This is a genomic window from Gordonia alkanivorans NBRC 16433, from assembly GCF_000225505.1.
GTDB lineage: Bacteria > Actinomycetota > Actinomycetes > Mycobacteriales > Mycobacteriaceae > Gordonia > Gordonia alkanivorans.
Genome location: NZ_BACI01000097.1, coordinates 179,670 through 202,525, shown reverse-complemented (window position 1 = coordinate 202,525; position 22,856 = coordinate 179,670). Strand labels below are relative to the sequence as shown.

12 protein-coding genes are annotated in these 22,856 nt (G+C 69.5%); 7 read left to right on the top strand and 5 right to left on the bottom strand.

The annotated features are described in order from the left end of the window. Positions 1–93 precede the first annotated feature (93 nt). From GOALK_RS17830 to GOALK_RS17820, 3 genes are all read left to right on the top strand, one after another. Positions 94–13,956 (top strand): non-ribosomal peptide synthetase, encoded by a 13,863-nt coding sequence (locus tag GOALK_RS17830; RefSeq protein WP_006360235.1) that lies wholly within the window; start codon positions 94–96, stop codon positions 13,954–13,956. A gap of 121 nt (positions 13,957–14,077) precedes the next feature. Next, complete coding sequence (locus GOALK_RS17825; protein WP_006360234.1) at positions 14,078–14,305, top strand: MbtH family protein; 228 nt, start codon at positions 14,078–14,080, stop codon at positions 14,303–14,305. Positions 14,306–14,610: 305 nt separating this feature from the next. Continuing rightward, the gene (locus tag GOALK_RS17820) at positions 14,611–14,928 is read left to right on the top strand and encodes a hypothetical protein (RefSeq protein ID WP_006360233.1); all 318 of its coding nucleotides are present in this window, start codon (positions 14,611–14,613) and stop codon (positions 14,926–14,928) included. A 120-nt stretch (positions 14,929–15,048) separates the two neighbouring features. Here GOALK_RS17820 and GOALK_RS17815 read toward each other — a convergent pair whose 3' ends face one another. Beyond that, the gene (locus GOALK_RS17815) at positions 15,049–15,684 is read right to left on the bottom strand and encodes a hypothetical protein (RefSeq protein ID WP_006360232.1); all 636 of its coding nucleotides are present in this window, start codon (positions 15,682–15,684) and stop codon (positions 15,049–15,051) included. An 80-nt stretch (positions 15,685–15,764) separates the two neighbouring features. After that, positions 15,765–16,298, bottom strand: coding sequence for an MTB12 C-terminal domain-containing protein (locus tag GOALK_RS17810; RefSeq protein ID WP_006360231.1), 534 nt, complete (start codon positions 16,296–16,298; stop codon positions 15,765–15,767). Positions 16,299–16,430: 132 nt separating this feature from the next. Here GOALK_RS17810 and GOALK_RS17805 point away from each other — a divergent pair, with 132 nt between their 5' ends. Both GOALK_RS17805 and GOALK_RS17800 read left to right on the top strand, forming a co-directional pair. After that, positions 16,431–17,531, top strand: coding sequence for an LLM class flavin-dependent oxidoreductase (locus tag GOALK_RS17805; RefSeq protein WP_006360230.1), 1,101 nt, complete (start codon positions 16,431–16,433; stop codon positions 17,529–17,531). After that, complete coding sequence (locus tag GOALK_RS17800) at positions 17,528–18,223, top strand: FMN reductase (RefSeq protein ID WP_006360229.1); 696 nt, start codon at positions 17,528–17,530, stop codon at positions 18,221–18,223. Before GOALK_RS17805 ends, GOALK_RS17800 begins: the two co-directional genes overlap by 4 nt. A gap of 29 nt (positions 18,224–18,252) precedes the next feature. Here GOALK_RS17800 and GOALK_RS17795 read toward each other — a convergent pair whose 3' ends face one another. Both GOALK_RS17795 and GOALK_RS17790 read right to left on the bottom strand, forming a co-directional pair. Then, the gene (locus tag GOALK_RS17795; RefSeq protein ID WP_006360228.1) at positions 18,253–19,260 is read right to left on the bottom strand and encodes a pirin family protein; all 1,008 of its coding nucleotides are present in this window, start codon (positions 19,258–19,260) and stop codon (positions 18,253–18,255) included. 48 nt (positions 19,261–19,308) lie between these two features. Beyond that, a complete protein-coding gene (locus GOALK_RS17790) occupies positions 19,309–20,064 on the bottom strand; it encodes an acetoacetate decarboxylase family protein (RefSeq protein WP_006360227.1) in 756 nt (251 codons plus the stop codon). A 421-nt stretch (positions 20,065–20,485) separates the two neighbouring features. On the opposite strand from GOALK_RS17790, the gene GOALK_RS17785 reads away from it, so the two are divergent. Then, complete coding sequence (locus GOALK_RS17785) at positions 20,486–21,136, top strand: helix-turn-helix transcriptional regulator (RefSeq protein WP_040004333.1); 651 nt, start codon at positions 20,486–20,488, stop codon at positions 21,134–21,136. 223 nt (positions 21,137–21,359) lie between these two features. Then, positions 21,360–21,737 (top strand): LuxR C-terminal-related transcriptional regulator, encoded by a 378-nt coding sequence (locus GOALK_RS17780; RefSeq protein WP_006360225.1) that lies wholly within the window; start codon positions 21,360–21,362, stop codon positions 21,735–21,737. A 40-nt stretch (positions 21,738–21,777) separates the two neighbouring features. Here GOALK_RS17780 and GOALK_RS17775 read toward each other — a convergent pair whose 3' ends face one another. Further along, complete coding sequence (locus GOALK_RS17775; protein WP_006360224.1) at positions 21,778–22,782, bottom strand: alpha/beta hydrolase; 1,005 nt, start codon at positions 22,780–22,782, stop codon at positions 21,778–21,780. Positions 22,783–22,856 lie beyond the last annotated feature (74 nt).

Here is a 22,856-nt window from a genome sequence, read left to right as displayed (position 1 = left end):
GCGGAGAGAACACCCGGGGCGCAGCGAACACACGGGGGGAATGGGGAACGCAGGACGAGACGGCAGGCGACGAGGCGAGATGGAGGCCCAACGGTGACCGATGTGGTGTATGTGGCGACGAGGTCCGACGTACCGGCCATCGTGTTCGGTTCGCGTCGCGTCAGCTACGCCGAGTTCGGTGCACGGGTCGACTCACTGGCTCGTCATCTGATCTCCATCGGTGTCGGACCCGACGTCGCCGTCGCGGTCGCCATCCCGCGGTCGGTCGAGCTTCTCGTCGCCATCCACGGCGTCGTCGCGGCGGGCGGTCACTACGTTCCGCTCGACATCGACGCGCCGTCTGACCGCACCCGGTACATGCTCGACACCGCGGACGCCCGGCTGGTCCTCGTCGCCGCCGATTCCGCCGTCGAGCTGCCGGCGGACGTCACCGCGGTCGTGGTCGACACGACCGCCGAGGTCGATCTCGCCACAGCACCGGTCACCGACGACGAACGGCTCGCGCCCCTGCAGCCCGCCGATGCGGCGTACACGTTGTTCACGTCGGGGTCGACGGGTCGGCCGAAGGGTGTGACGGTGTCGCATGCGGCGATCGTGAACCGTCTGGAGTGGATGCGGGACTGGTATTCGATCAAGGACTCGGATGTCTTCGTGCAGAAGACCCCGGTGACGTTTGATGTGTCGGTGTGGGAGTTGTTCCTGCCGTTCGCGGTGGGGGCGACGCTGGTGGTGGCTGAGCCGGAGCGGCATGGTGATCCGCGGTATCTGGCGGAGTTGATCACGGCTGAGCGGGTGTCGGTCATCCATTTCGTGCCGTCGATGTTGTCGGTGTTCCTCGATGTCCTGGGCGATCGGGTGGGTGAGCTGTCGTCGTTGCGGTTGACGTTCACCTCGGGTGAGGCGTTGACCGCGCCGGTGGCGCAAGCGTTGGTGGCGGCGTTGCCGGGCAACGAGGTCCACAATCTGTACGGTCCGACCGAGGCGGCGGTGGATGTGACCGCTCATCAGGTGCGGGCGGGGGAGACGTCGGTGCCGATCGGCGTCCCGGTGCCGAGCACCACCACCTTCGTCCTCGACTCGCGACTGCAGCTCGTGCCCTCGGGCGTGCCCGGGGAGCTGTATCTGGGGGGCGTGCAACTCGCCCGCGGTTACGCCTCGCAGCCCGGCCTGACCGCCGAACGCTTCGTCGCCAGTCCCTTCGCGGCTCCCGCACGCGGCGAGGCGGCCGGCAACACCGAGGGTTTCGGTGAACCCGGCGAACGTCTGTACCGCACCGGCGATCTCGTCCGCTGGAATGCGCGTGGCCAGCTGGAATACTTGGGCCGCACGGACTTCCAGGTGAAGCTTCGCGGACAGCGACTCGAGCTGGGGGAGGTCGAGTCCGTCCTCATGTCGGCGCCGGGCGTCCTCCACGCGGCGGCCACCGTGGCGAAGGTGTCCGGGCAATCGCACCTCGTCGCCTATGTCTCGCCCGCGTCGGTCGACATCGACGCGGTGAAATCGGTTGTCGCGCTGACACTGCCGGCCTACATGCGGCCCACGGTGTGGATGACACTCGAGCAACTGCCGCTGAACAGTGCGGGCAAGGTCGCCCGGCGTAAGCTGCCGGTCCCCGAACTCACCGTCGAGGAATTCGCCGCACCCCAGTCCGACGCCGAGACCTCGATCGCGACCATCGTCGCCGATGTGCTGGGCGCCGACCGGGTCAGCGTGACGCAGTCGTTCTTCGACCTCGGCGGCAACTCGCTGTCCGCGGCGCGTGTGGCGGCGCGCGTGGCCGACCTGCTCGACGTCGACGTGTCGGTGGGCGACCTGTTCGACGCGCCGTCGGTGCGGGATCTGGCCGCCCTGGTGTCCGGACGCGGCCGGAGCGTCCCGCGCGTCACCGCGATGCCGCGGCCCGCGCGGTTGCCGTTGTCGACGGCGCAGAGCCGCATGTGGTTCATCAACCAGTTCGACACCGCCTCGGCGGCCTACAACATCCCGATGGCCCTGCGGCTGACCGGAGCCCTCGACCTCGACGCGCTCGCGGCCGCGGTCGGCGACGTGGTCGCCAACCACGAGATCCTGCGCACCACCTACCCCAGCGACGAGCAGGGGCCGTTCCAGCTCGTCACCGATGCCGACACGGCCCGCGCCCGCCTCGACTGGCAGGCGGTGGAGACCGAGGAGGATCTGTTCGTCTCGGCGACCACCGGTTTCGACGTCGCCGCCGAGTTCCCCCTCCGGGTCCGGGTGCTGCGCCGCGATGCCGAGGTGGTGGACGTCGTCGTCACCGTGCACCACATCGCCTTCGACGGTGAGTCGACCCCGGTCTTCGTGCGCGACCTGCTCGGTTCGTACCTGGCCCGGACGAACGCCGCACCACCGGTCGCCGCGCCCGCGGTCCAGTACGCGGACTTCGCGCTGTGGCAGCGCGAATACCTGGGCGCCGCAGATGATCCCGGCGCACCGATGGGTCGTCAACTCGCGCACTGGCGCGAGGTCCTCGCGGATCTGCCCGCGGTGACCGATCTGCCGATGGATCGCCCGCGGCCGGCCGTGCTCGACACCGCGGCCGCCGTCGAGTCCGTGACCGTCGACGACGCGCTCGCCGCCGCCCTGGAAGACCTGGCGCGCAACCGCGACGTCACGGTGTTCATGGTGCTGCACGCGGCACTCGCCGTCACCGTCGCGCGGCTCGCCTCGACCCGGGACGTCGTCATCGGCACACCCATCGCCGGCCGCCCCGACGCCGCGCTCCACGACCTCGTCGGCATGTTCGTCAACACGCTCGTGCTGCGCACCGACGTCGACCCGGCATCGACCGTCGACGACCTCATCGCCACGATCCGCGCCACCGACCTCGATGCCTTCGCACACGCCGACGTGCAATTCGATGATCTGATCGAGGAACTCGCGCCCGAGCGGTCCACGGCCTATCCGCCGCTGGTCCAGATCGCCTACACCCTCGTCGCCGCCGGGGGACAGCCGGAGGAGATCGACCGGGTCGAGCTCTCGGGTCTGAGTGCCGAACCGCTCGGGGCCGCCGCCCCGATCGCCAAGTTCGACCTCACCGTCTCGGTGTCCGAGCGGACCGGGTCGTCGCCGATGCGGGCCGACTTCCTGTACGCCACCTCGTTGTTCGATGCCGCGACCATCCGCCGCTTCGCCGAGGTCTGGCTGCAGGTGATCGCCGCGATGGCCACCGACCCGTCGCTGCCCGTCGGAGACGTCGACATCGTCGGCATCGACGCGGCCACCCTCAGCGCGCCGAGCCGCAACTCCATCGGCGAGACGGCGCCGGCCGCCGACGACGGGGTCACCGAGCCGGTGACCCTCACCGAACTCCTCGCGCGGCGCGCCCTCGACCCGCATCGTCCGGCACTGGTCCACGACGGCAACGAGATCTCGTACACGGAGTTCGAGGAACGAACCAATCGTCTCGCACGCCAGCTGATCTCCCGTGGGGTCGGGCCCGGCGACGTGGTCGCCGTCGGCCTCGAGCGGTCGATCGGGTCGGTGGTCGCCGTGTTCGGTGTCATCAAGGCGGGTGCCGCCTACGTGCCGATCGACCCCGCCTACCCGAGTGACCGCATTGCGTTCATGGTGGCCGATTCCGGTGTGCGCCTCGGCATCACCGATGCGCCGACGCGGGACCGGTTGGGAGAATCATCCTGCGAATGGCTCGAACTCGCCTCGCTCGACGATCCGGCCGTCGCCGGTGGACCCGTCACCGACGTCGAGCGTCATCGGCCGGTCCTTCTCGACGACCTGGCCTACCTCGTCTACACCTCCGGTTCCACCGGACGGCCGAAGGCGGTCGGGGTTCCGCATCGCGGCATCGCGAACTTCGTCGCCGCGCTGACCGAGGTCACCGGAACGCCGGCGCAGGCCCCCGACACCCGTGTCCTGCACGTCGCCTCCCCGAGCTTCGACGCCTCGGTGCTGGAGATGATGTGGTCGATCGCGGTCGGACACACCCTCGTCGTGGCGCCCGCGTCGGAGTACGCCGGCGATGCACTGGGCCGCATCCTCGAGCGCGATCGGGTCACCGACACCCTCATCACCCCCACGGTGCTTGCGACCGTCGACCCCCGCCGGGGCCGCACCGTCCGCAACCTCGTCACCGGTGGCGAGGCCTGCCCGCCCGAGCTGATCGCGCGGTGGGCCACACCGGAATCCGGCCGCCGGATGTTCAATTTCTACGGCCCGTCGGAGGCCACCGTCTGGGCGACCACCGGACGATCCGAGCCCGGCGCGCCCGTGACCATCGGACGACCGGTCCGCGGCTTCGCCGCCTACGTGCTCGACGGCCGTCTGCACCCGGTACCCCAGGGTGTGGTGGGTGAGCTCTACCTGTCGAGCGGCGACTCGTTGGCGCGCGGATACCTCGGCCGCCCCGGCCTCACCGCGTCGTCCTTCGTGGCCGACCCGTTCGCCCGCGAGGCGGGCCACCGCATGTATGCCACCGGCGACCTGGTGCGGATCACCGCGACCGGCGCGATCGAGTTCGCCGGGCGCGCCGACCACCAGGTCAAGATCAACGGCCAGCGAGTCGAACTCGGCGAGATCGAATCCGTTCTCGGTGACCAGCCGGGCGTCGGCTCGGTCGTCGTGACCGGTGTCGACGACGACCACGGTCGCACCCGGCTCGTCGCCTACCTCGTGGGCGACGACACCGCCGGCGACCGCCTCGACGCCGACGCCGTCCTGGCCGGGGCGGCGGATCGGCTTGCCCGACACATGATCCCGCACTCGGCGATGGTGCTCGACGAGCTGCCCGTGACCCCGGGCGGCAAGCTCGACCGGCGCGCACTGCCGGTGCCCGAGTTCACCACGCCCGCCGACGGATACGTCGCACCGGCGACGACCGCCGAAGAGACCCTCGCGGCGATCGTCGCGGGGCTGCTGGGTCTCGACACCGTCTCGGTCACCGAGTCCTTCTTCGCGCTCGGCGGCGACTCGATCATGTCCATCCAGCTCGCGTCCGCCGCGAAGGCCGCCGGGTTGTCGCTGTCGCCGCGAGAGATCTTCGAGCAGAAGACCATTCGCGCGATGGCGCGGGTGGCGTCGGCAGGTGGGGACCGGTCCCCGATGCTCGCGGAGCCCACCGACGATCCGGCCGGACGGGTCGATCTCCCGCCGATCGTGTCCTGGCTCGTCGACGCCGCTCGGACGCCGGCCGACCTCGCCGACTTCAACCAGTCGATGGTGCTCACGGCGCCGGCCGGACTCACCGTCGCCCACCTCGGCGCGGTGCTCGGCGCGGTCGTCGACGCGCATCCGATGCTGGGTGCGCGCCTGGAGTCCGTCGGGGACACCCAGACCCGTGACACTTGGACCCTCACCACCGGAACACCTTTCGATCCCGGCGCCTCGATCGTCTCGGTGGCGACGGATACCCTGCCCGGCGAGGCCGGGTTCGCCGATGCGCTGGTCGACGCGCATGCGCAGGCGGCGCGCCGCCTCGACCCGGCCGCCGGGCGGCTGGTCGCCGCGACGGTGGTCAGCGGCGCCGCCCCGCAGGGTTCTCCCGACGAGGCGGATCGGTCCGTACGAATAGTGCTGGTACTGCACCACCTCGCCGTCGACGCGGTGTCCTGGCCGATCCTGATCGAGGATCTGCTCACCGTCCACGCCCAGCTGACCGCGGGGCAACCGGCGGCGGTCCGCGCCGAGGAGACCTCGCAACGTGCGTGGCAGCGGGCACTCACCGCGCAGCTCGACGCCCGTCGTGGCGAAGCCGGGTACTGGCTCGAGCGCTCCCCGGCCGTCCCGACCGACTTCGGTGCGCCGCTCGACCCCGACCGCGACCGATACGGCACCCTGACCTCGATCGTCCACCGCGTCGACCCGGCCATCGTCGACCCGTTGACGACGACTGTGCCCGAGGCGTTCTCGGCGTCCGTCGTCGACGTCCTGCTCGGCACCCTCGCGCGCGCGGTCCGCTCCTGGCAACATGATCGCGGCATCGCCGACGCCGCTCCCGTCACCGTGCTCACCGAGGGGCACGGCCGATACGAGGACGTCCTGCTCACCGGCCCGGACCCGCGTCGCGCCGACCTGTCGCGCACGGTCGGCTGGTTCACCTCGATCGCCCCGCTCGCCCTCGATCCGGCCGACGACGTCGTCCACGCGGTCAAGGCGGCCAAGGAAGAACGCCTCGGCATGCCCGACTCCGGGATCGGGTTCGGCCTGCTGCGTTACGCCGCCGACGGCCGCGGCCCCGGCGACCCGGCCGCGCAACTGCATTCGCGTCCGCTGCCGACGATCGCGTTCAACTATCTCGGGACCCGCGGTACGACCGGTCAGAGCGAGGACCCGACGACCCCGGACGGGGCCGACCCCCTGTCGTCGGTCGCCCCGTCGTCCGACACCGCAGCACCGGCCGGTGCGGGCTTCCTGCCCGCACCCGACGCGCCGTTCCTGCCGGCCACGGTGTCCGACGGGGTGGCGGCCATGAGCGTGCTGACGGTCAACGCGAGCACCGGTGCGTCCTCGAAGGGGCGTGTGCTCTCGGCCGATCTGCAGTTCCCGGCGGCGATCCTGTCGCCGGAGGATGTCCGCGACATCGCACGACGGTGGACCGCGGAACTCGCCGACGTCGTCCGCCTCGTCACCGACGGCGTCGACGTCGGCCGCTCGCCGTCGGATGTCCCGGGTGCCGAGGTGACCCAGCATGACTTGGACATCGTGGCGCAGCGGTTCCCCGGTGCGCATGTCTGGGCCCTGTCGCCGCTGCAACGCGGGCTGTACTTCCAGTCCCAACTCGCGGGCGCCGATGAACTCGATGTGTATGTGACGCAAGCGGTTCTGCACCTCGAGGGTGAGGTCGACCTCGAGCGGCTGCGCACCGCGGTGGTCGCACTGCTCGATCACCACCGCACCCTCAAGTCCGGGTTCGTCCGGGTGCCCAGCGGGCACGTGGTCACCGTCGTGCCCGAGACGGTGCCGCTGCGCTGGCGCGTGCTCGACGTGCCGACCACCGCCGAGGTGGATGTCCGGGCTGCCGTCGACGAGGTGTCGGCGGCCGAGCGCACCGAACCGTTCGACCTCGCCGACCCGCCGCTGCTGCGAGCGGTGGTCGTGCGCCACGCACAGGGCACGAGCGTGGTCATCACCAACCATCACATCCTGTTCGACGGCTGGTCCGGGCCGCTGGTGTTGGCCGACCTGCTGGCGCTCTACGCGACGGGGACCCCGTTCACCGGTCAGGGAACGACCGAACGCACCGACTTCGCCGACTACCTGGCCCGCATCGCCGACACCGACCTCGACGCCGGTCTCGCGGCGTGGCGGCGGGTCCTCGAACCGGTCGAGGAGCCGACCCTGGTCGCCCCCGGACTCACCGGCCACGCCGTCGAGGATGCCGAGAACGACTCCGCGGCAGACCATCTGCCGCGCGAGCATCGCTGGGTCCTCGAACCCGACCTGGTCTCGGGGCTCGAGCGGACGGCGCGGCAATCCGGTTCGACGACGGCCACGGTGTTGCAGCTCGCCTGGGCGGTGCTGCTGTCCCGGCTGACCGACAACCGGGTGGTCACCTTCGGTGAGACCGTGTCCGGACGTCCCGCCGGACTCGACGGCGTCGAGTCGATGGTCGGCCTGTTCATCAACACGCTGCCCGCCGTCGTCGACGTCGACCCGGAGGCGACGATCGCCGAGGTCCTCGGCCGGTTGCAGTCGGACAAGACCGCCGTGCTCGATCACCAGCACATCGGCTTGCCCGAGATCCTCACCGCCGTCGGACGGCCGCAGTTGTTCGACACCCTGACCGTGCACGAGTCCTATCCCGTCGACAACGACTCACTGGCCGGCGGTGCCGCCAGTGCGGCAGTGGGACTGGCGATCCGGGACGTCGAGGTCTCCGACGCCACGCACTACCCGCTCAACCTCGCGACCTCGCCGACCGCGTCGGGCATCGCGGTCCGCTTGACCTACCTTCCCGACGCCTTCGCCACCGACGAGATCGCCGTCTTCGCGCGGTCCCTCGAGCGCATCCTGCAGGCCATCGCGGGCGACGCACAGACCCGGATCGCCGACATCCCACCGATGTCGAAGGACGACGAGGCCCGCCTCGACACATGGTCGACCGGCCCGGAGCTGATCCCGTCCGGCACCCATGTCGCCGATCTCCTGCTCGAGCGCGTCGCCGCGTCGCCCGGCGCGATCGCGGTGGAGAGTCCGGCCGGGGCCTCGACCCGCGCGCAATCGACCTATGCCGAATTGGGAAGCAGGGTGAGCGTTCTCGCCCGACGGCTCGTGGGTCTGGGGGTCGGACCTGAGGTCGCGGTCGGCGTGTGCATCCCGCGGTCGACGGAGATGATCGTCGCCGTCCACGCGATTCTCGCCGCCGGTGGGCAATTCGTGCCGATGGACCCGGCCGCGCCGGCCGATCGCATCGACTATCTGGCGCGCACCGCCGATGTCGCGGCGGTGCTGATCGGCCCGGGACTGGTCCCGGCGGGCATCGAGGCCCTCGACCCCGGTGTGACCGTCGTGGCCGTCGACGACGACTCGGACGCTGGTGAGCCGGCGTCGCTCTTCGCGCCGGCGGAGCGTTCGTCGGCAGTCGTCGGCGCGAATCCGGCCTACACCATCTTCACGTCGGGTTCGACCGGTCGTCCCAAGGGCGTCACGGTGAGTCACGAAACCCTGCGCGCCCATCTCGACTACGACCGCGGCGCCTACGATTTCGGCCCCGGCGACGTCTTCCTGCAGGTGCTCGAGCTGACCTTCGATCCGTCGGTGGGCGAGATCCTCCGCCCGCCGCTGTCGGGTGGCCGCCTGGTGGTCATGGAGCCGGGTGCGCATCGTGACCCGGTCGCCGTCCTGCGCTACCTCGCGGACTTCGGTGTGACGTCGGCGACGCTGGTGCCCTCGATGCTCGCCGTGCTCACCGAGGTCGCCGATCCCGAACAGCTGCGCGGTCTCTCACGACTGCGCTACCTGCACACCGGCGGAGAGGCGCTCCCGCAGAGCGTCGCCGAGACGGTACGGGAGCTGATCCCGCACGCGCCGATCCACAACCAGTACGGACCGACCGAGGCGACGATCTACGCGACCGTCGCGCGGGTCGCGGGCGACTCGGTCTCCATCGGACGGCCCGTCGCGAACACGACCGCGCTGGTGCTCGACCATCGGTTGCGCCCGGTGGCACCGGGATTCACCGGCGAGCTGTACCTCGGCGGTGTCCAGCTGGCCCGTGGATACACCTCGCGACCCGCGCTGACGGCCGAACGCTTCGTGCCGAACCCGTACGGCGTTCCGGGGTCTCGCCTGTACCGGACCGGTGACCTGGTCCGCTGGCGAGCCGACGGTGAGCTGGAATACCAGGGCCGCACGGACTTCCAGGTGAAGCTGCGTGGCCAGCGGATCGAGCTCGGCGAGATCGAGTCGGCCCTCACGTCGGCGCCGGGCGTCGTGTACGCGGCGGCGGCCGTCGTCGAGACCCCAGCCGAGCAGCAACTCGTGGCCTACCTGACGCCGGCCTCGGTGGACCTGGATGCGGTCAAACACTCGGTGGCGCAAGCGCTCCCGGAGTTCATGCGTCCCGGGATGTGGATGCTGATCGACGAGATGCCGCTGAGCAGCGCGGGCAAGATCGTGCGACAGCAGTTGCCCGCGCCGACCGTCGACACCGCCGCGATCGTGCCGGTCGCCGGCCCGCGGGAAGCGGCGGCGGCGTCAGTCTTCGCCGAGCTGCTGTCGATGTCGCCGGAGAACGTCGGCGCCACCACGAACTTCTTCGACATCGGTGGCAATTCGCTGTCGGCGATGCGGGCGGCGGCCCGGCTCGGAGACGCTCTCGGTGTCGACGTGACGGTGCGTGACGTCTTCGAGGCGCCGACTCCGCGCCTGCTGGCCGAACGCCTCGGCGACCGTACTGGCGGACTCCCGCCCATCGTCGCGGTGTCGCCGCGGCCGGAGCGGATTCCGTTGTCTTTCGCTCAACAGCGGATGTGGTTCATCAACCGCTTCGATCCGACGCGGGCGGCCTACAACATCCCGGCGGTGATGCGCCTGACCGGTGATCTCGATCCGGCCGCGCTCGGCGCCGCGATCGCCGACGTCGTCGCGCGCCATGACATCCTCCGCACCACCTATCCCGAGACCGGCGGTCAGCCGGTACAGCTGATCGCCCCGGTGGCCGACATCGCGACCCGGCTCGACCACGAGTTCGTGCCGACCGCAGCCGGGCGCGACGGGGCAGCGGTCGTACTGGCCGCCGTCACAAACGGATTCGACCTCGCCGTCGAGTGGCCGGTGCGGACCAGGCTGATCGAGATCGACACCGGTTCCGGGGCAGCCGAGTACATTCTCGCGGTGGTCCTGCACCACGTGGCGTCCGATGGCGAATCCCTCGGGCCGCTGGTCACCGATCTCACCGCCGCCTACCTGGCACGGGCCGCCGGTACACAGCCGTCGTTCGAGCCGCTGCCCGTCCAGTACGCCGACTACGCCATCTGGCAGAGCCGCGCCCTCGGCGACGTCGACGACGCGGCGTCGGTGATGGGTGCGCAACTGGAGTACTGGAGCGCGCACCTGGCCGGCATGCCGGATCTGCTCGAGTTGCCGACCGACCGACCACGCCCGGCAGTCGCGTCGCAGCGTGGCGCCCGCGTGCCGTTCACGATCCCGGCCGACGTCACCACCCGGATCGATACCGTCGCCGACGAGTTCGGGGTCACCCCGTTCATGGTGCTGCACGCGGCGCTGGCGGTCCTGCTCGCCGACCTGTCGGGAACCGACGACGTGGCGATCGGCACGCCGATCGCCGGACGTGGTGCCGCGGTACTCGATCCGCTGGTCGGCATGTTCGTGAACACGCTCGTGCTGCGTACCGCCCACGCGGCCGGTGACACGTTCGTCGACGTCCTCGGTCGCGTCCGACGCACCGACCTCGATGCCTTCGCCCATGCCGATCTGCCGTTCGAGACCCTCGTCGACCGGCTCAACCCGGTTCGTTCCGAGGCGTTCGCCCCGCTCACCCAGGTGTGGCTGACCCTGGACCAGGCGGTGGTCCCCGAGCTCGCCGGACAGTCGCTGTCGGCCGATCTCGGCGACATCTCGGTCAGCCCGCTCGACGCGGGCGAGGTGCCGGCGAAGGTCGATCTGCTGTTCTCGATCGCGAAGGCGGAGGCGGGCGAGACCTGGTCGGCGGCACTGCAATACGCCACCGATCTGTTCGCGGAATCCACCGCCACCGGCTTCACGGCCCGATTCGTCAACCTGCTCGGCGCGCTCACCGCGACCCCGAGCGCCCCGGTCGCCGCGGCGCCCATCCTGCTGGCCGGTGAGGCCGAGTCGCTGGTGCCGGTACACGGCGGCCAGGCCGCCGAGGCCGTGTTGCTGGGCGAGCTCTTCACCGAGGCCGGCACGCGGTACCGGCGTCGTACCGCGGTGGTCGACGCCTCGGGCGCCACCCTGTCGTACTTGGCGCTGCACGCCCGGTCCAACCGCCTGGCGCGCTGGCTGATCGGTCGCGGCGTCGGTGCGGAAACACTGGTGGCGCTTGCGATTCCCCGGTCCGTCGACCTGTTGGTCGCGATCTGGGCGGTCGCGAAGACCGGCGGCGGTTACGTTCCCATCGATCCGGATTACCCTGCCGAACGGGTCGCGACGATGGTGGAGGACTCCGGCGCCCGGATGGGTCTGTCGGTTCACGCCGTCGGCGCGTTGCCGGACGAGGGCTTCGAGTGGCTCCGCCTCGACGACGCCGCGGTCGCCGCCGAACTCAACGCCACGTCGGATGCCCCGGTGGACCCGGCCGAGCAGACCGGTCCGGTCAGAACCGACAACGTCGCCTACGTCATCTACACCTCGGGGTCGACGGGACGCCCCAAGGGTGTCGCGGTGTCACATTCGGGACTGCGCAACTTCGCCGTGGCGAAGTCGACGGCGCTGGGAACCGAGGACGGGGCGGTGGTCCTGGGATTCGCGTCCCCGAGCTTCGACGCCTCGGTGCTCGAGTACCTCCTCGCGACGGTCAACGGGGGCACGCTCGTCTACCGGCCGTCGACCGCGGTCGGCGGTGCGGAGCTGCAGGAGTTCATGCAGCGACACGAAGTCGCCACGACCTTCCTCACGCCGTCGGTGCTGTCGACGCTCGACCCGGCCGCGCTGCCCAGCCTGCAGGCGGTCTCCGTCGGCGGCGAGGCCGTGCCGCAGTCGGTGATGGACGCCTGGGCGCCGCACACGCGCATCCACAACGGATACGGCCCGACGGAGACGACGATCATGGTCGCGGTCTCCGACGCGGCGACGCCCGGCGACCCGGTCCGCCTCGGTGGTCCGCTGCCCGGCCTCGAGTTCCTCGTGCTCGACGCCCACCTGCGGCCGGTGCCGGTCGGTGTGGCGGGGGAGCTCTACGTCCTCGGCCCCGCACTCTCGCGCGGCTATCTCGACCAGCCCGGCCTGACCGCCGCGCGGTTCGTCGCCAGTCCCCTCGCCGGGTCCGGACGCCGCATGTACCGGACCGGCGACGTCGTGCGCTGGCGCGAGTCACCGTCGGGCGACCTCACGCTCGAGTACTCCGGTCGTAGCGACGATCAGGTGAAGCTCCGCGGCCTGCGTATCGAACTCGGCGAGATCGAGGCGGTGCTGCGCTCGGCGCCCGAGGTGCGTTCGGCGGTCGTCGTCGGCATCGGCTCGTCGGGCACCCCGAGTTCGGTGGCGTCGAGCCTCGCCGCGTATGTCGTCGGTGACGGTGTAGAGGTGGACGCTCTGCGTGGTCTGCTGGCCGCGCAGCTGCCCGGACACATGGTGCCTGCCTCGATCACGGTGCTCGACGAGTTCCCGCTGACCCCGGTCGGCAAGCTGGACCGAGCGGCGCTGCCGGCTCCCGAGGTGGCTTCCGTCGAATTCGTCACCCCGGCCACCCCGGTCGAGCAGGCGATCGCCGATGCCTACGCCGAGGTCCTCGGCGTCGAACAGATCGGTGCCACCGACAGCTTCTTCGACCTCGGCGGCAACTCCCTCTCGGCCACCCGGGTCGCGGCGGCGCTGCGCGACCGCAACGGCTTCGACATCGAACTCGCGTGGTTGTTCAGCGATCCGACCGTGCGTGGTCTGGCCCGCCGACTGGCCGAGGACAACGCGGTGAGCAACGACGTGGTGATCAGCCTTCGCGGCGAGGGTTCGCGGCCGCCGCTGTTCTGCGTGCACCCGGCCGGCGGCCTGGCGTGGTTCTACGGCGGGCTGGCACCGCACCTGCGGGATCGGCCCATCTACGGACTCCAGGACCCGCATGTGGTGACCGGAGAGCCGAGCGTGACCGACGCGCGGGTGCTGGCCCGGCGCTATGTCGAGGAGATCCGGCGGGTCCAGCCGCATGGCCCCTACCATCTGCTCGGCTGGTCGGTCGGCGGCGTGATCGCCCACGCGATGGCCGTCCACCTCGTGGAACTCGGGCAGCAGGTCGCCTACCTGGGGATCATGGACTCCCGCCCGGAGGACGAACCGGTGATCGTCCACGACGTCCCCCAGCACGGGGAGCCGGTCGAGGCGGCCGCGGCGGAGCCGGGGCCGGTGATCGAGCCGGACGCCTCCACCGTGGTCGACGTCCTGGGTGGCTGGCGGGATCTCTTCGATCTCGGCGACGACGTGCAGGCGTCCAGCCCCGAGGAGGTCACCGCGATCATCCGGCAGCAGATCTCCGGCATGGGCCTGCTGGCGGAGGACCAGGTGGAGCGCATCATGGACAGCTTCGAGTCCTCGACCCAGGTGGTCCTCGACTACCGTCCGGACGTCTTCACCGGCGACATGCACGTGTTCACCGCGACCGCGGACAAGGACGACCCGTCCCTGTTGGCGGGCGCCTGGCGTCCGTTCGTCACCGGCGCCGTCGACAACGTCGATGTGGCCACCCACCACCTCGGGATGGCGAACGCCGACGCGCTCGCGGTCGTCGGCCCCGCGCTCGATGCCCAGCTGTCGCAGGTCGACGGCCTCGGCGAGCGGACACCGGAATGAGGGGGTTTGCGTGACATCATCGACCTGACCTCGCGTGAATCCGGGCGGCGAGCCACTACGTTCGACAACAACAAAGCAGGCGGGTGACGACAGTCGCCGTGCCGATGGAGAAAGGACACCCATGACGAACCCATTCGACGACGAGGACGGCCGCTTCTACGTGCTCGTGAACGACGAGAACCAGCACTCGCTGTGGCCGACGTTCGCCGACATCCCCGCCGGGTGGACCAAGGTCTTCGGCGAGGACAGCCGCGCCGCGTGCCTGGAGTACGTGGAGCAGAACTGGACCGACCTCCGGCCCAAGAGCCTCATCGAGGCGATGGAGGCGGACAAGAGCGGCGACGCCTGAGTCGGTGACGGGCCCCGACACTCGCGATTGCGAAAGTCGGTCGTGCTCGAATATCGGGACAGTTGCACGTGGATAACAGGTAAAGAATCAACCCAGTGGTGACCTGTCGCAACTGCAGTCACAGCCGTAACATCGGATTGCAGCACAGTTACCGAAATTGTTGTGGAATATCCCACACATGTTGAGTCAGTGTTCTACTAGTTGAATGAGGTAGGGCACACTTGGTTGAAGGATCGCATGAGTACCAACGTCAGGGGAGGCGGGGACACAGCGATCGACGCTCCACGGGCGGGAAGGCAGTAATCATGGACCAGCTACTACTGGATGACATCCAGACACGAGGGGCGATCACGCCCCACCTGACCGCTGTTCGGCTGGGCGATGACGCTCTCACCTACGGTGAACTCGCCGATCGCGTCGAGGACTACGGCAGCGTGCTGGCCGAGTACGGGATGTCGCCGACCTCGGCGTTCTACGCCGCACTGATGCACTGCATGCCGTCTCTCGTGGACATCGACCCGGTTGATTCCCGGTTGCAGGTCATCGGCGAGATCCAGGCCTGGCTCGGCCGCGAGCGCGGCGAGGTCGCCTCGGTCCGGCCCCGACTCCGCGCGGTCAGCTAGAGTCCCGCACCGACATACCGGACGAGACCCGCCGACAGGCGGGTCTCGTTGTTTCTGCGGTCGTGCGACTGTGGCGGCGACAAGCGTGGCGGCGACAGGCCTCGAACAGTGCGCCTGCGGCTACAGTCCGGCGAGGAGCAGAACGAGGAAGAGGATCGGGCCGCCCACGATCACGCTGCCGGCGCCGGTCACGATGCCCGTGATCGCGCGACCGGTGCCCTTGCGCTCCGCGGGGGCGCGTCGAACCTGCCTGACTCCGACCGCGCCGGCGACGACGGCGATCAGTCCGAGGATCGCGCCCAGTCCCAGCAGGAGGGTCAGGGGTATGGAGATCAGCCCGGAGGTCAGAGCCAGCGAGGCAGCCGGTGCGACGGAACGGCCGCCGACGGGCCGGGTCAGGTACGGCGCCGAGCGCGCCGGAAAGGTCCGCGCGGGCAGCGGCATCGCGGCAAGGGGTGCTCGGCGGGCGTTCTCCAGGTCCCAGAAGTCGCCCACCGGCGGCAATGCGGCATGTTCCCGTGCCGGCAGCCGGCCGGCGTTGCGCGTCACCATCCACGGTGACGATTCCGCCGCGGGCTCGACCCTGGTCGGCAGCTTCGGCGACGCGGGTACCGCAACATGCACGTCGACCCGCGTGCCGGTCGGTTCGGCCGCAGCCGGCAACTCGGTGTCGTCGAGATCATTGACCAGCGGCCACCGCGCGTGCCGCTGGGTCACCGGTGGAGCGAACGGTTGGGTGGGTTGATCGGTACGCACGTACACCTCCTCGCCGCCCGGCTCCGGGTCGGAACCACACCCGTCCGAGTGTAGGCGAGGAGGCGACGTGCGCCGTGGGTCTAGTTGCCCTCTTGCTGGCCGCTGCCCATGCTGATCAGCTGCTGAATGGCGTCACCACTGAGCTTCCAGTCGCCGTCGACCTTGACGAAGCCGAGCTGGATGTCGACCGGTGTCGAGGAATGCGGACTCTTCACGGCGACGGTTGCGGTGGCCTTGTCGCCGTCCTCGGTGACCTCTTTCACCGAGAACGCGTCCGGGGTGTATCCCGCGGCGGACGCGCCCTTGGCGAAAGCCATCGCGGCCGGTTTGGTGGCGGGATTGGTGACGTCGATGACCTGGTCGAGCTCCTCGGAGGAGGTGTTCGGGTCGATGGCCTGGCGCAGGGTTTCCTGTGCGTCGTCATTGCTGAGCCCGGTGACCTCGTCGACCGCGTCGCTGGCGGCGGTCTCGACCTGGCTCGCCGCGGACTCGACGGCGGTGGACACCGCGCTCGTCGCCTCGTCGACGGTGTCGGTGGACTCCGAACAACCGGTGGCGACGAACAAAGCGGCCCCGGCGAGGGTGACGGCAGCGACGGACTTCCGGATCTTCATGCGACTCTCCTCGATGCAGTTGTCTATCCGCGGCGCTTCTCCGCAGTGAGCCAACACTAACTCACCGGCCACCGGAATTAATCGGACCGCGGTCCGGTTATGCTCGGTGTAACCATCACAAGGAGGCGCGACATGCAGTTCGGACTCTTCAGCGTCAGTGACATCACCACCGACCCGACCACGGGCACGACGCCCACAGAACACGAGCGGATCAAGGCGATCGTGCAGATCGCCAAGAAGGCCGAGGACATCGGGCTCGACGTGTTCGCGCTCGGTGAGCACCACAACGAGCCCTTCTTCTCGTCGTCGCCCACCACGACCCTGGCCTACATCGCGGCGCAGACCGAGCGTCTGCAACTGAGTACCGCGACCACGCTGATCACGACCAACGACCCGGTCAAGATCGCCGAGGACTTCGCGATGCTGCAGCATCTGGCCGACGGGCGCGTCGACCTGATGCTCGGGCGCGGCAACACCGGTCCGGTCTATCCGTGGTTCGGCCAGGACATCCGCCAGGGGATCCCGCTGGCGATCGAGAACTACCACCTCCTGCATCGGTTGTGGACCGAGCACGTGGTGGATTGGGAAGGACAGTTCCGGACCCCGCTGACGTCCTTCACCTCGACGCCCCGCCCGCTCGACGACGTGGCACCGTTCGTCTGGCACGGGTCGATCCGTAGCCCGGAGATCGCTGAGCAGGCGGCGTACTACGGCGACGGCTTCTTCGCCAACAACATCTTCTGGCCCAACGAGCACTTCCAGCGGCTGATCAACTTCTACCGCGAACGGTACGAGCACTACGGCCACGGCAAGGCCCACCAGGCCATCGTCGGGCTCGGCGGACAGTTCTTCATCCGACCGAAGTCGCAGGACGCGGTGCGCGAGTTCCGCCCGTACTTCGACAACGCGCCGGTGTACGGACACGGTCCGTCGCTCGAGGACTTCACCTCGCAGACGCCGCTGACCGTCGGCAGCCCGGCCGAGTTCGTCGACAAGACGCTGACCTTCCGGGAGACCTTCGGCGACTACCAGCGTCAGCTGTTCCTCGTCGATCATGCGGGACTGCCGCTCAAGACCGTGCTGGAGCAGCTCGACCTGCTGGGCGAGGTGCTACCGGACCTGCGCGCCGGGTTTGCGGAGGGACGTCCCGACGACGTTCCCGACGCGCCGACGCACGCCTCGCTCGTCGCCGCCCGCCAGGAAGCCGATCAGGATGTGGAGGTGTCCTCGTGACCGCCCTGCGGATCGTCGCGGTGAACGCCGGTCTCTCCGAACCGTCGTCGACGCGGATGTTGATCGACCGGCTGACGGTGGCGGTGACCGACGCACTCGGCGAGGGCGAGCGCGTGGTCGACGTTCAGGTGATCGATCTGCGGGATCTGGCCGTCGATCTCGGCCGTGCGATGACCGGCGGGTTCGCCCCCGGGCAGGCCCGCGCCGCTCTCGACGCCGTGGAATCTGCTGACGCGTTGATCGTGGCGTCCCCGGTCTTCAACGCCTCCTACAGCGGACTGTTCAAGATGTTCTTCGACCTGGTCGACGTGGACGCGATGTCCGGCAAGCCCGTGCTCATCGCCGCCACCGGCGGCAGCCCGCGGCACTCCATGGTGCTCGATCACGCGCTGCGCCCGCTGTTCTCCTACCTGCGAACCGTGATCGTGCCGACCGGGGTGTACGCGGCGTCAGAGGACTGGGCGGGCGCCGAGTCGGCTGGTGATGGCGGTCTGAGTGGTCGAATCGACCGTGCGGCAAACGAACTCGCGGGACTCATCGAGCCGCGGGCCGCGGGTGGTGCCGCGTCAGACACCCGGAGCCGCGTCGGCGACACACAGCACGACGCGCGTGGTACGGGACCCGACGTGCGCCAACAGACGATCGAGGCGGCGGGCATCGCCAACTTCGCCCGGTTGCTCGGCCCTTCGTGATGGCCCTCCCCAGGGAGCGGGGCTCGGCGTCAGGCGCGGCCCGGAGTGTTCTTCCGGGGACGTAGCCGAGAGTGCGGCAAAGCGGGTGCGGGCAGGTGCTGGATGTCGCCGTCGTATCCCTGTACCTGTCCAAACCGTTCGCTGTGGGCCATCCACTCGTCGCGGAACCCGACGATCTCCTCGTGCGTGCGGCCGATGAAGTTCCACCACATCACGATGTCCTCGCCGAACGGGGTGCCGCCGAGCAGGATCACGCGGGCGGCGTCGTCGGCGACGTTGGTCAGCGTCAGTCGCGACGCACCCACTCCGACGTAACCGAGCTCGGTGCGCTGGAGAGGTGCGGCACCGGTGTCGGCGACCTCGATGGTTCCCGCGTCGACGAGGATGCCGTGCTCGAAGGCGGGATCGACGTCGAGGTCGACGGTGGCGCCGGGCGCGAAGTCGAGCTGGGCGCCCAGCAGTGGCGTGAACGTGTGTACCGGCGAGCGGGTGCCGAGAAGCTCGCCGAGGAACACCTTGGCCGTGACCCCGTCGAGCTCGATGTCCTCGGGGCGGTGATGGGCGAAATCCCTTGCTGTGTCGACGGCATCGGCGGGCAGCGCGGTCCACAGCTGTACGCCGTGCAGGATCGTGGTCTCCGGGGTCGACACCTCGGTGTGCGCGATGCCGTGTCCCGCGGTCATCAGGTTGATCTCGCCGGGGCGGACCCTCGCGTGGTTGCCCATCGTGTCGCGATGCTCGACTTCGCCGGTGAACAACCAGCTGACCGTCTGCAGGCCGGTATGCGGATGCGGCGGCACATCCATCCCGCCGGTACTCGCCACGTCGTCGGGCCCGTAGTGGTCCACGAAGCACCACGCGCCGATGAGCGACCGCGAGCGTTGGGGGAGGGTCCGGTGGACGGTCATCGCGCGCGGACCGCCGAGGGGTACGTCACGTGCGGTGAGGACCTCCAGACGAAGGTGTCCCGACCCGGTCGCGTTCTCGGCGTCGGTGTGGCATTCGACCTCGGCCGGCTGGATCTCCAGATTGCTCATGGCGACCATTCTCCCCGGCGTCGGGACCCCGGTGTCCGCAACCGGGACTCAGACGACGGTCGGGTTCTCGAATCGCATGGTGATCTTCTCCACCGAGCTGGTCATCAGCGCATGCCGGCCGAGCCGCAGCGAGCGGAGTTCGGCGGCGATCGGGTGGTCGCCGAGCGTGAGGCTCGCCCCGCCGAGGCGGGTGCGGGTCCCGCTCACCGATGTGAGGCGCCACGGGGTGAGCCGGGTGACGCCGTCGAGCTGGGAGTAGGCGTGCAGGACGGTGTCGGCGGTCGTGTCCGGGACCTTGACGCCGGGTTTGATCCGCAGGTCGGCGATCAGCGAACCATCGGCCTCGAGCCGGCCGCGCCGGGTCGACGAGGTGTGGTCGACGTCGAACTCGGCCAGGGTTTTGGGGAAGCCCCAGATCCCGCGCCCGGCCGCGAGAGTGAAGTCGCCGTCCACCGGGAGGCGGTGCACGAGCGCACGCGCGTCGCCCTTGGCGAGCGAGCGGAGCGCCCCAAGAGGCGAGGTAGGGGGTTGTGACGGGTCGTCGACGAGGAAGCAGACACCGAACTCGTTATATGGCCCGAGGTCGCCGTCGACGTAGTCGACGAAAACCAGCATGCACATCGCGCGTCCCGGTCGGACGCGCAGTGGACGCAGGGTGCCGGGGCGTGCGGACTCGCTGTCGATCGCACGCTGGACCGCGGCCGCGTCTGCGGTGAAACCCGCGACGAAACACTGCGCATGCCGGATCTCGACGGGCATGGTCACCGTGGTGCCGAGGATATCGTGGGACGAGGGTGCGGTCACCGGTACTCCTTCTACTGCTCTGACGTGGGGGCTGCTGGAACGGATCGATGCAAGACTAGAACCTGTTCTAGTCTTGCACGGCCAGGGCGCGGGGGCGTCGGAGAAGGCGGATGTCCCCCATCCTGTGGACACGGGAGGCGACGAAACCAGACGGATCGTCGCAGGTCCGGGCCGGAAAGCGGCCGGTGTCCGACTTGTCGTATACGGTTCGCCTCGTGTGCGGACGCGCCACACTGTGTAATTGCTGAGAGACGCGTGACCGCCGCACGGTGATCCGACGAAAGGGGGCGTCGTCGATGCCCGAGGGTAACGTCGCATCGCCGCACCGAAGGGGTGCCGTACCGAGCCGGATGTCGACGGCGAGGTGCGCACGGTGACGGCGAACGATGTGGTGGCGGAGGATCGTGTCATTCGCGTGGGGATGGTCGACGATCACCGCTCGCCGATCTGGGGGATCGAGCGGGTGCTCGACCCGGTCGACGACATCTCGCTGGCATGCTCGGCGTCCACGGTCGCGGGCGTGCTCGCGGGGATGCCGCTCGACGTCGTGTTGCTCGATCTGCGCCTCGACGACGGCACCACGCCCAGGGAGAACGTCAACACGCTGTCCGCGGCCGGTGTCGCCACGGTCGTCTACACCTCCGGTGAGCATCCGGCTCTCCTGCGGTCGGCGGCTCGAGCGGGAGCGCTCGGAGTGGTGCTGAAATCGGCGGAGGAGTCCGTCATCATCGAGGCCATCCGGGCGGCCGCCGAGGGGCGGGCGGTCCTCACCACCGAGTGGGCGGCCGCCATCGACGGTGACCCCGAACTGGCCGCGGTCGATCTCTCGCCCCAGTTGCAGAAGGTGCTGGCCCTCTACGCGTCGGGGGAGACCTCGGCGCGCGTGGGAGCGGCCCTCGGTGTGTCCGCCGAGACGGTGAACGAGTACCTCAAACGCATTCGCCAGAAGTATGCAGACGCCGGCAGGCCGACCCGGACCAAGGTCGATTTGTTCAAGCGTGCGGTGGAGGACGGCTGGCTTCCGGTGCCCCAACGGCACCGGAGCCGAGGTCCGTCGGAACGTCGACAATAGGTCGATCCGGATCGGGTCCAGGGACTACCCGGTTCGGAATCAGTAGGCAAAAAGGGGAACGGTGGGGATTCAGTGGTCGATCGGCGCCGGAACAGTAGAAGTCCCCATTTCTGGGTCTACCGGGCGACCGACAGCAGCACTACTTTCAGATCATTGGGAATACGCGTGGAGCGTGCGGCGTCGGGGGACGTGGGCGATGCGCCAGAAAATAGGGGATGGACCAGTGACGGCCACTTCAGAGTTCTACCGAACCGCACAGTCCCGGGGGCCCGTGGACCAGCGTCGTGTCGGCTCGCCGGAAACGATGCTCCACAACGGCATCACCCGGCTTGCCGACTATCGCCCGGCTGTCGACCGTGCACCGGCGGCGCTGCCGCGGCCGAGCCTGTCCGACCGTGAGGTCGAGGTTCTGCTCGCATGGCTCGCTGCCGAGTCGAAGGAGGAGGCGGCAGCCCGACTCTTCATCTCGGCGTCGACCGTGAGCACCCACCTCGCACGCATCCGTGCCAAGTACACCGCGGTGGGCCGTCCGGCGCCGACGAAGACCCATCTCTTCGCGCGCGCACTCCAGGACGGGTACACCAGCCTCGATCGCTGGTGAACCTCTGACGCTCGACCTGCGGTGGTCCCCGAGACGGGGTTCAGCGCAGGTCGCGCGCCAGTTTGGGCCAGGTCGTGTACAGGTCGTCCTGCCAGTAGCCCCACGAATGGGTGCCGGTCGGCCGGAGATTCACCTGCACGGGGAGCCCGAGGGAGCGCATCCGCTGCACCATCTGACGGGTGCAGATGTCGATCGCGACCTCGATGCCGCCACCCACGACAGCCTGGTTGACCAGGTCGAAGGCGCTGCCGTCGATGCTCGGGTCGCCCAGCTGCTCGTGTGAGCCCGGTAGTCCGGTACCGCTGGTCATGTACACGTTGGTTCCGCGCAGCTTCTCGGCGTTGAGATACGGGTCGTTCGCGCGCCACCCGGGTCCGTCCAGCGGGCCCCACATGTTGACCATGTTCGCCCCGCCACGATCCTCGACGACCATCCGGATGTACTGCTGTCCGACCGGATCACTCGTCCTCGCGCATCCGCTGAACGCGGCCACGGATCGGTACAGGCCCGGCGCGGCGATGGCCAGGTTGAGCACCGAGGTCCCCGCCATGGAGATGCCCGCCAGGGCGTTCGCGCCGGTGGTCGGGAACTCCTCGTCGATGATCGGCGGGAGCTCCTCGGTCAGGAACGTCTGCCACTTGTTGCGGCCGAGTACCGGGTCGTCACGCTGCCAGTCCGTGTAGTACGAGAAGGCGCCACCGATCGGCGTCACGACGTAGGCGTTCTTGTCGGCGAAGTACCTCTTGTACGTGGTCCGCGCATCCCAGGTCGCCGAGTCCTCGCCGCCGCCGGCGCCGTTGAGCAGGTACAGAACCGGGGCGGGTCGAGACCGGTCGCGTGGGGTCAGGACGGTCACCGCGACCGACCGGTCCATCGCCGCTGAGTGCACCAGTAGCGTCGTCTGCTGGGGGTCGTCGGCGTAGCGATCGATGACCTTTGATCCGGGTGCCGCACCGGCGGGTGGCGAGGCCACGAAACCGAGTGCGGCGAGTAGCGCCGACACCGTCATCAGGACCGTCCAGAACTGTCTGCCGTTCACGTCCACCGCGCCCCACCTGTCTTCTCTGTTTTCCACCTCTGCCGACGCAGGTCACGCCGGGCGGCGAAGTGGCCCCGTCG

Bases quoted from the DNA above. Each gene is read 5' to 3' on its own strand.
- GOALK_RS17825 (WP_006360234.1), top strand. From the start codon at position 14,078: ATGACGAACCCATTCGACGACGAGGACGGCCGCTTCTACGTGCTCGTG.
- GOALK_RS17820 (WP_006360233.1), top strand. From the start codon at position 14,611: ATGGACCAGCTACTACTGGATGACATCCAGACACGAGGGGCGATCACG.
- GOALK_RS17810 (WP_006360231.1), bottom strand. From the start codon at position 16,298: ATGAAGATCCGGAAGTCCGTCGCTGCCGTCACCCTCGCCGGGGCCGCT.
- GOALK_RS17805 (WP_006360230.1), top strand. From the start codon at position 16,431: ATGCAGTTCGGACTCTTCAGCGTCAGTGACATCACCACCGACCCGACC.
- GOALK_RS17795 (WP_006360228.1), bottom strand. From the start codon at position 19,260: ATGAGCAATCTGGAGATCCAGCCGGCCGAGGTCGAATGCCACACCGAC.
- GOALK_RS17785 (WP_040004333.1), top strand. From the start codon at position 20,486: ATGGTCGACGATCACCGCTCGCCGATCTGGGGGATCGAGCGGGTGCTC.